Origin of the sequence: Azospirillum brasilense (assembly GCF_022023855.1) — a bacterium.
In the GTDB taxonomy this organism is placed as follows: domain Bacteria; phylum Pseudomonadota; class Alphaproteobacteria; order Azospirillales; family Azospirillaceae; genus Azospirillum; species Azospirillum brasilense_F.
Genome location: NZ_CP059450.1, coordinates 1321664 through 1334992 on the forward strand (window position 1 = coordinate 1321664; position 13329 = coordinate 1334992).

The 13329-nt window shown below is 66.5% G+C and carries 10 protein-coding genes; 5 read left to right on the forward strand and 5 right to left on the reverse strand.

From position 1 onward, the window contains the following. Positions 1-45: 45 nt before the first annotated feature. From H1Q64_RS19455 to H1Q64_RS19465, 3 genes are all read left to right on the forward strand, one after another. Entirely contained in the window at positions 46-786 is a 741-nt protein-coding gene (locus H1Q64_RS19455) for an arginyltransferase (protein ID WP_237905220.1), read from the forward strand. A gap of 224 nt (positions 787-1010) precedes the next feature. Next, positions 1011-1550 (forward strand): TRAP transporter small permease subunit, encoded by a 540-nt coding sequence (locus tag H1Q64_RS19460; RefSeq protein ID WP_237905221.1) that lies wholly within the window; start codon positions 1011-1013, stop codon positions 1548-1550. A gap of 20 nt (positions 1551-1570) precedes the next feature. Continuing rightward, a complete protein-coding gene (locus H1Q64_RS19465; protein ID WP_237905222.1) occupies positions 1571-3082 on the forward strand; it encodes a TRAP transporter large permease in 1512 nt (503 codons plus the stop codon). 117 nt (positions 3083-3199) lie between these two features. Here H1Q64_RS19465 and H1Q64_RS19470 read toward each other — a convergent pair whose 3' ends face one another. From H1Q64_RS19470 to recO, 3 genes are all read right to left on the reverse strand, one after another. After that, positions 3200-4297, reverse strand: a complete 1098-nt coding sequence (locus H1Q64_RS19470) for a TRAP transporter substrate-binding protein (protein WP_237905223.1) — start codon at positions 4295-4297, stop codon at positions 3200-3202. A gap of 465 nt (positions 4298-4762) precedes the next feature. Continuing rightward, complete coding sequence (gene parC / locus H1Q64_RS19475; RefSeq protein ID WP_237905224.1) at positions 4763-7021, reverse strand: DNA topoisomerase IV subunit A; 2259 nt, start codon at positions 7019-7021, stop codon at positions 4763-4765. A gap of 18 nt (positions 7022-7039) precedes the next feature. Then, on the reverse strand, positions 7040-7762 hold the full coding sequence (recO, locus tag H1Q64_RS19480; RefSeq protein WP_237905225.1) for a DNA repair protein RecO: 723 nt from the start codon (positions 7760-7762) through the stop codon (positions 7040-7042). 204 nt (positions 7763-7966) lie between these two features. Here recO and H1Q64_RS19485 point away from each other — a divergent pair, with 204 nt between their 5' ends. Together H1Q64_RS19485 and H1Q64_RS19490 are read left to right on the forward strand one after the other, a co-directional pair. Then, positions 7967-10483: an EAL and GGDEF domain-containing protein gene (locus H1Q64_RS19485; RefSeq protein WP_237905226.1), complete on the forward strand. Its 2517-nt coding sequence runs from the start codon at positions 7967-7969 to the stop codon at positions 10481-10483. A 107-nt stretch (positions 10484-10590) separates the two neighbouring features. Then, the gene (locus H1Q64_RS19490) at positions 10591-10974 is read left to right on the forward strand and encodes a hypothetical protein (RefSeq protein ID WP_040135007.1); all 384 of its coding nucleotides are present in this window, start codon (positions 10591-10593) and stop codon (positions 10972-10974) included. Positions 10975-10986: 12 nt separating this feature from the next. Here the strand turns inward: H1Q64_RS19490 and H1Q64_RS19495 are convergent, their stop codons facing one another. Both H1Q64_RS19495 and H1Q64_RS19500 read right to left on the reverse strand, forming a co-directional pair. Further along, on the reverse strand, positions 10987-11499 hold the full coding sequence (locus H1Q64_RS19495) for a hypothetical protein (protein WP_237905227.1): 513 nt from the start codon (positions 11497-11499) through the stop codon (positions 10987-10989). 102 nt (positions 11500-11601) lie between these two features. Next, positions 11602-13299, reverse strand: coding sequence for a DHA2 family efflux MFS transporter permease subunit (locus H1Q64_RS19500; protein ID WP_237905228.1), 1698 nt, complete (start codon positions 13297-13299; stop codon positions 11602-11604). Positions 13300-13329: the final 30 nt, after the last annotated feature.

The following is a 13329-nucleotide window of genomic DNA, read 5'->3' on the forward strand; positions in this document are numbered from 1 at the left end:
CCAACAGCCGGCCCCCGGGCCGGTGATTCAGAAGTCAGCCAGCCGATGTCGGTCATCCAGCCGCAACTCCGCCCGCTCCAGCAGTTCTTCCGGTCCGGGCCGATGCCCTGCCCCTATCTGCCGGGACGGGTGGAGCGCAAGCTGTTCACCCGGCTGTTGGGTCCCTATTCGGCGGAGGTCAACTCCACCCTGTCGCGCGCCGGCTTCCGGCGCAGCCACGACATCGTCTACCGGCCGGTCTGTCCGAACTGCCAGGCCTGCGTTCCGGTCCGCATCCCGGTCGGGTCCTTCGTCCCCACCCGGTCGCAGAAGCGCGTCCGCCGGGCCAACGGCGACCTGACCCTGGCGGAGGCGCCCGCCGCGGCCACGACGGAGCAGTACCGGCTGTTCTCGCTCTACCAGAACTCCCGCCACGGCGAGTCCGACATGGCGCGCATGGCGATGGCCGACTTTGCCGCCATGATCGACGAGGGGCGGGCGGACACCAGCCTGTTCGAAGCCCGCGACGCGGAGGGACGGCTGGTCGGCTGCATGCTGACCGACCGGCTGACCGACGGCTATTCCGCGGTCTACAGCTTCTACGACCCTCGCCAGGACCGCCGCAGCCTGGGCAGCTTCATGATCCTCAGCCTGCTGGAACGCGCCCAAACGGACGGGCTGCCCTACGTCTATCTCGGCTATTGGATCGCCCAGAGCCGCAAGATGGCTTACAAGGCCAAGTTCCGCCCGCTGGAGGCGCTGGGCCGTGACGGCTGGTTCCGCCTGCCGAACGATCCGGAAGACTGACCGACCGACCGCCGGATTGCCTGTGATCGGTGACTATTGGGGCAATCACGTATAAAGGCTTTCAAGCTCTTGCGCTGCCGGGGTCTCCTGCGGAATATTGCCGCACCAAACACCCCATGGTGTTACCATAAAAGATTGAACCGGCGCCCAGCGCCACCGTTCACAGGGCAACAAAAGGAACGGACGGGGATACACCCGTTCCAAACCAACAGGGAGGCTCTCCGTTGAGGTTCCTGCTCCGAATCAGCGGGCTGATCGATGCTGTCAACGACGGCATCGGCAAGCTCGTCTATTGGCTGGTGCTGGTCGCCGTGATTGTCAGCGCCGGCAACGCGATCATACGCTATAGCCTCCATTACAGCTCCAACGCTTGGCTTGAGCTGCAATGGTACTTGTTCTCCGCGATTTTCCTGTTGTGCTCGGGCTACACGTTCCTGCGCAACGAACACATCCGCATCGACATCGTGCTCGGCCGTTTCTCAAGGCGTGTCCAGTGCATGGTGGACATCTTCGGGATCCTCTTCTTCCTGTTCCCGATGGCCATCCTGATCATGTGGCTCTCCTGGCCGATGTTCTGGGACAGCTTCATCACCAAGGAAATGTCGAGCGACGCCGGCGGCTTGATCCGTTGGCCGGCCAAGATCCTGGTTCCCGCCGGTTTCTTCCTGCTGACCATGCAGGCGGTGTCCGAGCTGATCAAGCGCGTCGCCTTCCTGGCCGGTCTTATTGACCAGCCCGGCGAGAAGATGCACAGCCACTCCTAAGAGACCGGGGACCACACACGATGGCCGCCTTCCTCATTGAGAACATGGCGCCGCTGATGTTCGCGGCGCTTGTTCTTTTCCTATTGATGGGTTTCCCGGTCGCCTTCGCGCTCGCCGCGAACGGCCTTCTCTTCGGTCTGATCGGCATCGAGCTGGGTCTCCTGACCCCGGCGCTGTTCCAGGCGCTGCCGGAGCGCGTCTTCGGCATCATGCGCAACGACACGCTGCTGGCCATTCCCTTCTTCACCTTCATGGGGCTGATCCTCGAACGATCCGGCATGGCCGAGGACCTGCTCGACACGGTCGGGCAGCTGTTCGGCCCGCTGCGCGGCGGTCTGGCCTACGCTGTGATCTTCGTCGGCGCGCTGCTTGCCGCCACGACGGGCGTGGTGGCCGCGTCGGTCATCTCGATGGGCCTGATCTCGCTGCCGATCATGCTGCGCTACGGCTATGACCGGCGGGTCGCCACCGGCGTCATCGCGGCGTCGGGCACTCTGGCCCAGATCATCCCGCCGTCGCTGGTGCTGATCATCCTGGCCGATCAGCTCGGCCGCTCGGTCGGCGACATGTACGCCGGCGCTCTGGTCCCCGGCCTGGTGCTGACCGGTCTCTACGCCGGCTACATCCTGGTCACCAGCATCGTCCGCCCCGAGTTCACCCCGGCCCTGCCGCTGGAGGCCCGCTCCCTGCGCGGTTTCCAGCTGCTGTTCCGGGTGCTGACCTCGCTGGTGCCGCCGCTGGTCCTGATCTTCCTGGTGCTGGGCACCATCTTCCTCGGCATCGCGACGCCGACGGAAGGCGGCGCCATGGGTGCCGCGGGCGCCATGATCCTGGCACTCATCAAGCGGCAGCTGAGCTGGTCGCTGATGCGTCAGGCGATGGACACGACGGCCAAGCTGTCCTCCTTCGTCATCTTCATCCTGATCGGCTCGACGGTTTTCGGTCTGGTGTTCCGCGCCGTGAACGGCGACCTGTGGGTGGAGCATCTGCTGACCGGCCTGCCGGGCGGCGAACTGGGCTTCCTGATCGTCGTCAACATCATGGTCTTCCTGCTCGCCTTCTTCCTCGACTTCTTCGAGCTGGCCTTCATCATCGTGCCGCTGCTCGCCCCGGTCGCGGAGAAGCTGGGCATCGACCTGATCTGGTTCGGCGTCCTGCTGGGCGTCAACATGCAGACCTCCTTCATGCATCCGCCCTTCGGTTTCGCCCTGTTCTTCCTGCGAAGCGTCGCTCCACGCGAGGATTACAAGGACAAGATCACCGGAAAGATCATCAAGAAGATCACCACCGGCCAGATCTACTGGGGCGCCGTGCCGTTCGTCTGCATCCAGCTGATCATGGTGGCCTTGGTCATCATGTTCCCGGAAATGGTCTTCTCCGGCCTGGACCGAGGCGAGCCGATCGATCTGGACAACGTGAAGATCGAGATCCCGGCCTTCGATTCGGGCGAGCCGCCGCCGCCGTTCGGCGCGCCGGAACAGCCCGCCGAGGACCCCAACGCCGACCTCATGCGGCAGTTGCAGGGCAAGTAACCGGTCCATCCACTCCCTCCCCCCCGCTTGGTGGGGGAGGAACCGGAAAGCCTGCCCGCTTATCGGCAACAAAAAAGCCCCGCTTCCGCGGGGCTTTTTCGTGTCCGGCTTTTCTCCTCACGACTTCTTCTTCGGCGTCGGGGCGGAGTAGACGAAGTTGTCGAAGGTGTTCTCGGCGACGCGGAACCACAGGTATTCCTCGTCGCGGAACTTGCGCCACTGTTCGTAGACCTTGCGGAACTTCTCGTTCTTCGCGGCTTCCTCTTCGTAGACGTCGAAGGTCGCTTGGTAGCAAGCCTGCAGGATGTCGCGCGGGTAGGGCTTCAGCACCGTGCCGGCGCCGACCAGACGCTTCAGCGCGTGCATGTTCACCACGTCGTACTTGCCGACCATGTCAGCGGTCGCGTCGGCGCAGGCCGCTTCGAGAATCGCTTGGTAATGCTTGGGAAGCTGCTCCCACTGCGGCAGGCTGACGAGGAAGGACACCTGCGGTCCGCCCTCCCACCAGCCGGGGTAGTAGTAGTATTTGGCGACCTTGTTGAAGCCGAGCTTCTCGTCGTCGTAGGGGCCGACCCACTCCGCCGCGTCGATCGTGCCCTTCTCCAGCGCCGGGTAGATGTCGCCGCCGGCGATCTGCTGCGGCACGACGCCCAGGCGCTGCAGGATGGTGCCGGCGTAGCCGCCGATGCGGAACTTCAGGCCCTTCAGGTCCTCCACGGACTTCAACTCGTTGCGGAACCAGCCGCCCATCTGGGTGCCGGTGTTGCCCGCCGCGAACTGGACGATGTTGTAGCCCTTGAAGAACTCGCGCATCAGCTCCATGCCGCCGCCATGGGTCATCCAGGCGTTCTGCTGGCGCGCGTTCAGGCCGAAGGGCATCGCCGCGTCAAAGGCGAAGGTCGGGTCCTTGCCGACGTAATAATAGGAGACGGTGTGGCCGCACTCCACGGTGCCATCCTTCACGGCGTCCAGCACCTGCAGGCCGGGGACGATCTCGCCGCTGGCGAAGGTGCGGATCTGGAACTTGCCCTCGGTCATCTCGGCGACGCGCTTGGCCACCCGCTCGGCCCCGCCGTAGATGGTGTCCAGGCTCTTGGGAAAGCTCGACGCGCAGCGCCACTTGATCTCGGGGTTGCTCTGCGCGATGGCGGGCGCGGCCAAAGTGCTGGCGGCGACACCGACACCGGCGCTGGTGATGAAGGTACGGCGTTTCATGGCGGTCTCCTTGGGTCCTCTCGTCCCGGCGTGGGCGCACACCGCCGTTCCGGCCCCCGGAAAGGGAGCGCGGCATGCGAACCGAAAGGCTGTTGATTTTGAGGAAGTTGTCTGGCAACGCCGGATCGACGTCACCGTGCGGGTCACGGACCGGGGCTGCCGGAGTCGATGGAGCCCTGAGCCGCCGCTGTGCCTTCACACGGATCTGTGGTGACCATGCGCGTGCCTCCCTGTCGCCCGGTGTTCCTCCGGCCCATGGCGCCCCCTTCGGGGCGGGGCACTCCTTCGGTCGGCGGCACCGAGTTCCTTTTGATACGATGACTATGCCGGAATCGCGGGGCAGACTTCAAGTCCGAGCATGGCTCGACCCTACCAATTCGGGAATTTTCCGTCGGAAATTCCGCCAAAAGTGAAACGGGGGGCCGAAAGCCCCCCGTTTGCGTGCAACGTTAGGTAATAGGGGGTTCAGGTGAACCGGTTGACCTTGGGGAAGCCGTTGGGCGGCATCTTGCCCACGCCGGCGCGGTTGCCCAGCCAGCCGGTCAGGTTGGTGACGTTGAACTGCCGCTCGCCATGCTTCCAGCTCAGCCCTTCGGCGATGGTGAAGACCTTCAGGTCGGACAGGCTGCCATCCTTGTACTTCTGAAGCTGCACGCCCTTGCCGCGGGCCATCACCGGCACCTGCTCCAGGGGGAAGACCAGCAGCAGGCGGTTGTTGCCGATGACGGCCACATGGTCGCCCTCCGCCGGGATGCAGATCTTGGCGTCCTTGTTGTCGTCGGGGTTAAGGACCTGCTTGCCGGAGCGGGTGTGGGCGACGACCTCGTTCTCCTCCACTTGGAAGCCGCGCCCGTCCTCCGACGCGACCAGCAGGCGGCGGTCGGGCTGGTGCTTGAACAGGGTGATGATGTCTGCCTCGTTGCCGAGATCGATCATCAGCCGCACCGGCTCGCCGAAGCCGCGCCCGCGCGGCAGCTTGTCGGCGGACAGCGTGTAGAATTTGCCGTTGGTGCCGAAGACAAGGAGCTTGTCGGTGGTCTCGCAATGGACCCAGAAGCCTTCCTTGTCGCCTTCCTTGTATTTGACGTCGAGGCGCTCGGCGTCGGTCAGATGGCCGCGCACCGCGCGAATCCACCCCTTCTGCGAACACAGTACGGTCAGCGGCTCGCGCTCCACCATGGCGTCGACCGGGATGTCGATGACGGCCGTGGCCTCGGCGACCAGGGTCCGGCGGTCCTCGCCGAAGCGCTTGCGCGTCTCCTCCGTCTCCCTGCCGATGGTCTTCCAGCGCAGGCTCTCGTCCGCCAGCAGCTCGCTCAGGCCGGCCCTCTCCGCGGTCAGCGCGTCGTTCTCGCGCTGGATCTCCATCTCCTCAAGCTTGCGCAGGTTGCGCAGCCGCATGTTGAGGATGGCCTCGGCCTGCACCTCGGTCAGGGAGAAGGCGCGCATCAGCTCCTGCTTGGGCTCGTCCTCCTCGCGGATGATGCGGATGACCTCGTCCAGGTTCAGATAGGCGATCAGGTAGCCGCCCAGGACCTCCAGCCGATGGTCGATCTTGGCCAGCCGGTGGCGGGACCGCCGCTCCAACACCTCCATCCGGTGGTCGAGGAAGGCGTCGAGCACCTCGAACAGGTTCATGACGCGCGGGACGTTGTCCTTGTCCAGCACGTTCATGTTCATGGCGAAGCGGATTTCCAGATCGGTCGTCTGGAACAGAGAGGCCATCAGGACCTCGGGGTCGACGTTGCGGCTCTTCGGCACCAGGACGAGGCGCACATCCTCCGCCGACTCGTCGCGCACATCCTCCAGAAGCAGCAGCTTGCGGTTGGTCAGAAGCTCCGCGATCTTTTCGACCAGCCGGGCCTTCTGCACCTGATAGGGCATCTCGGTGACGACGACCTGCCACGTGCCCTGCCCCAGCTTCTCCACCTCCCACCGGGCGCGCAGGCGGAAGGAGCCGCGGCCGGTGCGGTAGGCCTCGACGACGTTGGCCCGCGGCTCGACCAGCACGCCGCCGGTCGGGAAGTCGGGGCCGGAGATCAGGGTGACAAGATCCTCGATCTTCGTCGGGGCCGGCTTTTCCTTGCCAGCCAGCGCCGCCTTGACGCAGTCCAGCTTGTGCTTCAGCACCAGCCGCAGGGCGGAGCAGAGCTGGGCGGCGTTGTGCGGCGGGATGTTGGTCGCCATGCCGACGGCGATGCCGCTGGAGCCGTTGGCCAGCAGGTTGGGGAAATTGGCCGGCAGAACCGCCGGCTCCTCCCCGTCGCCGTCGTAGGTCGGGCGGAAATCGACCGCGTCCTCGTCGATGCCTTCCAGCAGGGCCTTGGCGACGTCGGTCAGGCGCGCTTCGGTGTAACGCATGGCCGCGGCGTTGTCGCCGTCGATGTTGCCGAAGTTCCCCTGCCCGTCCACCAGCCGGTAGCGCACCGCGAAGTCCTGCGCCAGACGGACCAGCGCGTCGTAGACGGAGGTGTCGCCGTGCGGGTGGAACTTGCCGATCACGTCGCCGACCACGCGCGCCGACTTCTTCGGCGGAGTCGAGGGGTCGAGCCGCAGCTGGCTCATGGCGTAGAGCAGACGCCGGTGCACCGGCTTCAGCCCATCGCGCACGTCGGGCAGCGACCGCGCCATGATGGTGGACAGCGCGTAGCTCAGATACCGCTCGCTCAGCGCGTCGCGGAGCGGCTTCTCCTGGATGTCGAGGACGGGGTCTTGGGACGTCATGGCGTGTGGATACCAGATCTAGCGGCGGTACGCCACCGCGTTCTCGTAACGTTCTCTTAATCGCAGCCTTGCGGCCGGCAGCGGTCCGTTGAGCAGATGGCGCTCCAGGAAATGACCGGTCAGGCGCAGTCCCTCCGCCACCGCCTGCGGCCCGCCGCCGCCCAGACCGATCAGGAATCCGGGCAGCGGCAACAGCCGGTCGCGGTAGGGTTCCCCGGCCGAGGCCGACACCGCGCGCCCGGTGCGCGGGCTGACATAGGCGAGGTAATCGTTGGCTCCGGTGACCGCGCAACGGTCGAGATCCAGCCCGAATCCGAGTTCCGCCAGCAACCCGACCTCCCACCGCACGTAGGACTCGGCCCAGGCGTCGCCGCCCAGCAGGCCGAACAGGGCCAGCAGCCCGTCGAACAGCGCCGGGTGCGGCTGGTGCTCCGGCAGGGCGGCCTCGGCCAGCGCGCAGGCGGCGGTCAGGGTCGCGAGTCGCAACGGATCATCGAGAAAGGCGGCGGAATAGCCCTGCACCACCTCCAGCGTCAGGTTGCCCAGATGCTCCGGCAGGCGTCCGCGCCAGCGCGCCGACACCAGCGTGCCGGGCTGCAGTGCCGCCCGTGTGCGGCTGGACCGCCCGCCCATCACCATGCCGGCGTGCCGCCCGTGGTCACGCGTCAGCAGGGTGACGACCGCCGAGGTCTCGCCATGCGGCCGGGCCGACAGCACGACGCCCTGATCGGACCACTCCATAGGCCTGCTTCCTTACGTTGATGGGTCCTGCGAGGCTCGCCCGCGGCGCCCACGCATACCCCGGAGTGCCCGCAAGGCGGGATCGGTCACGCTTTCCGCCAGCATGGCGCAAATCCTTCGCAACAGGGCTTCATTTCTCATTCACCATTCGGGCACTATGTTGCGAGTGACGGAATGCGGGCGCGCCGCGGCGGTGAGGGGGCTTTGAGCAGCACGATCGAGCGATATCTGCTGGCCGAGAAAGCTGGCTCCGAGGGCGTGTGGGACTGGGACCTTCGCAACGATACGATGTTCCTGTCTCCCCGCTTCAAGGAGTTTCTCGGACTGCCGCCGGGCGAGATCAATCGCCCGGAAGATTGGCTCGACCACGTCCATCCCGACGACATCGACTGGCTCTACGCCTCCTTTGAAGGCCAGATGGTCGGCGTCTCGCTTCCTTTCCAGATCGAACACCGAGTCCGCCGTGCCGGAGCCGGCTTATCGCCGGACGATGGCGACTCCGGCTGGCGCTGGCTGGTCTGCCGCGGCATGGCGGTGCCCGACGAATCGGGCGATCCGGTGCGTCTGGTCGGGTCGGTCGCCGACATCACCGACCGCAAGCACGCCGAAGCCCAGCTCCGCAAGAGCGAGGAGCGCTACGCGCTTGCCGCCGCGGCCAGCAATGACGGCCTGTGGGATTGGGATCTCGACGCCGGAACCGCCTATTATTCGCCGCGCTGGCTGTCGCTCCTCGGGCTTGAGGAAGGCAGCATCGGCAACAGCCCGGACGAATGGATGGAGCGCGTCCATTCCGACGACCGCCGTTCGTTGCGCGAAGCGCTCGACGCCCTGGGCGGCGAGAACACCGTTTTCCAGATCGAGTACCGCGTGCACCACGCCGACGGCGGCATCCGCTGGATGGCCTGCCGCGGCATCGCGGTGCTGGACACGCAGGGCCGCCCGGTGCGGCTGGTCGGTAGCCAGGCCGACGTCACCGACCGCAAGACCGCCGAGCAACGCCTGCTGCAGAGCGAGGAGCGCTACGCGCTGGCCGCCGCGGGCGCCAACGACGGGCTGTGGGACTGGCGGCTGGACACGGACGAGGTCTATTACTCCCCGCGCTGGGCGGCGATGCTTGGCTTCGCCGTGGACAGCCTGTCCAACCGCATCGGTGAATGGTTCGAGCGCGTGCACCCCGACGATCTGGCCGGGCTGCGCACCGCTTTCGACCTGCATCTGACGGGCGAGCGCGAACATCTCCAGCACGTCTTCCGCATCCAGGCCGCCGACGGGGACGAGCTGTGGATGCTGGTCCGCGGGCTCGCCGTGCGGGACGGGTCGGGACGGGCGGTGCGAATCGCCGGCTCGATGACCGACATCACCGCCCAGAAGCGGGCGGAGCAGCAGCTCCTGTTCGACGCCTTCCACGACGGCATGACCGGGCTGCCCAACCGCACCCTGCTGCTGGACCGCATCGGCCAGGCGCTCGACCGCAACCGGCGGGCCGGCGGGAAGGCCTTCGCCGTCATCTTCGTCGACCTCGACCGTTTCAAGTCGATCAACGACGCGCTGGGGTCCAGCGTCGGCGACCGGCTGCTGAAGACCATCGCCGAGCGGCTGGACGAGACCCGCCGCATGGGCGACACGCTGGCCCGCCTGTCGGCGGACGAGTTCGCCGTTCTGCTGGACGGCATCGACGATGTGGGCGACGCCCTGTCCGCAGCGGAGCGCATGGGCGAGGCCGTCGCGCGGCCGCTGGCGCTGGACGGCCACGAGCTGGTGCTGTCCGCCTCCATCGGAATCGCCCTCAGCGTCTCCGGCTACGACCGGGCGGAGGAGATGCTGCGCGACGCCAGCCTCGCCATGTACCGCGCCAAGTCGGGAGGGCGGGCGCGCATCGACGTCTTCGACAGCAACCTGCGCCGTCAGGCTATGGCCCAGATGCGCACGGAAACCGACCTGCGCATGGCTTTGGAGCAGAATCAGCTCGTCCTCCACTACCAGCCGATCGTCGCCCTCTCCTCGGGCCAGATCGCCGGGTTCGAGGCGCTGATGCGCTGGAAGCATCCCGAGCGCGGGCTGGTCCCGCCGGGCGAGTTCATCCCGCTGGCCGAGGAATCAGGGCTGATCGTCCCGATGGGCCGCTGGGCGTTGCGCGAGGCGGCGCGCCAGCTCAGCCAGTGGCAGACCCGCTTCCCGCGCTCCACCCCGCTGTTCATGAGTGTGAACGTTTCCTCCCGCCAGTTCAGCGACGACGACCTGATCGGGCTGGTCAGCGAGGTTCTCCAGGAAAGCCGGGTCCCGCCCTCCAGCCTGAAGCTGGAGATCACGGAAAGCCTGCTGATGAAGGACCCCGCCAAGTGCCGGGTGCTGATGCAGGGCATCCGCGACATGGACGTGCGCCTGTCCATCGACGATTTCGGCACCGGCTATTCGTCGCTGTCCTACCTGCACAAGTTCCCGGCGGACACGCTGAAGATCGACCGCAGCTTCGTCCAGGCCATCTCGTCCGGCGAGGGCAACGCCGCCATCGTGCAGGTGATCGCCACGCTGGCCGCCATCCTGGGCATGGAAGCGGTGGCCGAGGGCGTGGAGACCGAGATGGAGTCGGAGTTCCTGCGCGACATCATGTGCAAGTACGCGCAGGGCTATCTCTACGCACGCCCGGCCCCCCCCGACGCCATCGAGGCGCTGCTGCTCCGCGAGGCGGAGGAACCGCTGGTCCTCCCCAGCCTGGCATAAGGCTCCGCATCCTCACCTCCGCCCCCATCCAACGGACACTTTCCCCGGCACCGTTCTTTGTGCGAGTGTCCGCGCTCTTTCACCGGGACAGATCGGGATTCTGCGTTATGGCCGACCGCAACTGCGGAGAATGCACGCTGTGCTGCAAGCTGATGGGCGTGCCCGAACTGAAGAAGCCTTCGGCCAAGTGGTGCGTGTCCTGCGACCAGGGCAAGGGCTGCACCGTCTATGAGGAGCGTCCGCAATCCTGCCGGAACTTCCAGTGCTTCTGGCTGATGGACGAGAACTTCCCCGACGAGTTCCGGCCCGACCGCATCAACGCCTTGGCCGCCTTCAACGACGTGAAGGACAGCTGCGTCCTCCACGTCGATCCGGCCAAGCCGCGGGCCATGTCCAGCCCGAAGGTCAACGCCCTGATCGACGCGCTTCTCAAGAGCTACGCCAAGGTGTTCGTGCTGTCCGGCAAGGAAAGTGCCCTGATCCAGCGCTGAGCGCCGGCACGGTCATCCCCCGCGGAAGTTGAGCAGGCTCGGCGCCTTGTCGATGATCTCCTCCAGGATCAGGGAGGCGGTCTCCAGATCGCGCTCCAGGTCCTGGCCCAGCTTGCCGGCGTAGTTGGGGCGCTTCAGCTTCTCGTGGGCGTCGTGCAGGCTGCGCAGTTCCGCCACGAAGATCTCGCGGGCGCCCATCGGCAGGATTGGGTTGGCCGACAGCACAAAGAAGAAGCGCATGCTGGCTCGCACCAGAAGGGCCAGCATCACCGTGTCCAGCCGCTCGAACTGGTCGCGCAGGTCGTCGGAGCGGGTGTCCACGAGGTTGCGCAACCGCTGCTCGATCAGGATCACCAGCGCCTGGAACTCGCCCACCTTGTCGCGGAATTCGCGGTAGGCGCCGAAACTGTGCTTGCTCGCCTCATGCTCGGCCAGCTGGGCGAGCTTCGACGCCTCCCGGCACTGGCGCTCCAGCGCGGACAGCAGTTCCTTGACCTCGGCGCGGGTGTATTGGCGCTTGCTCATGACGGTGGAAAGACCCTTCGACGCGACGGCCTGCCCTATAGCACGAAGACAGGCGCCGGTCACCGGGACGCTTCACCGCGACAACGGAGCGGCGAGCCGCGATCAGTGATCCGCCGCGACCGGCTTGCCGCCCGGACGCCGCACCAGCGGCATCAGCAGAAGCCCGGCGAAGAACACGCCGGCCATCAGCAGCAGGCAGTCGTTGAAGGTCAGCACCATCGCCTCGCGCTCGACCATGCGGGCCAGCGTCTTCATAGCGGCGGCCTGCGGATCGGCGACCAGCCCGTCGAACTTGGCGGCCAGCCCGTCCAGCGTTTCCTGCACCAGCGGACGGGCGAGGTTCAGGTTGTCGCCCAGCCGGTTCATGTGCAGGGCCGACCGCTCCAGCAGCACGGTGTTGATCGCCGCCAGACCGATGGCGCCACCCAGGTTGCGCATCAGGTTGTAGAGGCCCGACGCGTTCTTGAGCTGCTCCGGCGGCAGGGTGCCGAGCGCGATGGTGTTCACCGGGATGAAGCACAGCATCAGCGACAGGCCGCGCACCGCCTGCGGCAGGAACAGCTCCCAGAAGCCGGACTGGTTGGTCAGATGGGCGTTCAGCCAGACGCCGGTGCCGAACAGGCACAGCCCCAGCGCCAGCATTACCCGCAGATCCATCTTCTTGGACAGCACGCCGGCGATGGGGGCCGACAGAAACTGGAAGGCGCCGGTCACGAACATGATCGTGCCGATCTGCAAACTGTTCAGCCCGCGCACCCGCGCCAGGAACAGCGGCTGCAGGTAGACCGCCCCATAGAGCCCGATGCCGATGATGAAGCTGTAGAGCGAGCCGATGGCGAAGTTGCGGTCCAGAAAGGCGCGCAGCTCGACGATCGGATTGCCGTAGGTCAGGACCCGCCAGAAGAAGCCGACGGCGGACACCGCGGCGACCACCGCGAAGATCGCCACATACTCGTCCTGGAACCAGTCCTGGCGCGGGCCTTCCTCGACCACGAACTCCAGGCTGCCGAGGAAGGCGGCCATCAGCCCCAGACCGATGAAGTCGAAGCCCTTGCGCAGCGCCGGGTTGGGCTTGTCCACGTCGACCAGCGTCCAGACCAGCGAGGTCACGGCGATGCCCGGCAGCACGTTGGCCAGGAACAGCCAGTGCCAGGAGAAGCTCTGGGTCAGCCAGCCGCCCAGCGTCGGCCCGAGCGTCGGCGCCATGGTGGCGACCAGACCGATCATCACCGACACGCCGGCCCGCTTTTCCGGCGGGAACAGGGAGAAGCTGGTGGCGAAGACAGTCGGGATCATTGCGCCGCCGATGAAGCCCTGCAACGCCCGCCACACGATCATCGATTCGATGCTGGAGGTGAAGGCGCAGGCGACGCTGGTCAGGGTGAAGCCGGCGGCGGCGATGGTGAACAGCACGCGGGTGGAGAGAATCCGCGCCAGCATGCCGGACAGCGGGATCATCACCACCTCGGCGATGAGGTAGGAGGTCTGCACCCACGAGATCTCGTCGGCGCTGGCCGCGAGGCCCGCCTGGATCTCCGACAGGGAGCTGGAGACGATCTGGATGTCCAGGATCGCCATGAACATGCCGACGACCATGGACAGGAAGCCCAGCCAGTCGCGCGTGCTCACCGGGCGCGGCCCGGCGCTGGACCCGGCACTGGAAGGGGAAGGAGCCGCCGCATCCCGGCCCGCAGGGGGCGGGGGAGTTTGGAGCCGGGACGCGGCGGTCTCGCCGCCCGCGTCCGCCGGGGGATTGGCGGTGCGGGCGGTGGGCGTGTCGTCGTTGGTGATGGCGGTCATGGTCGCCCTCTCCAGGACGAAAGAGATTGA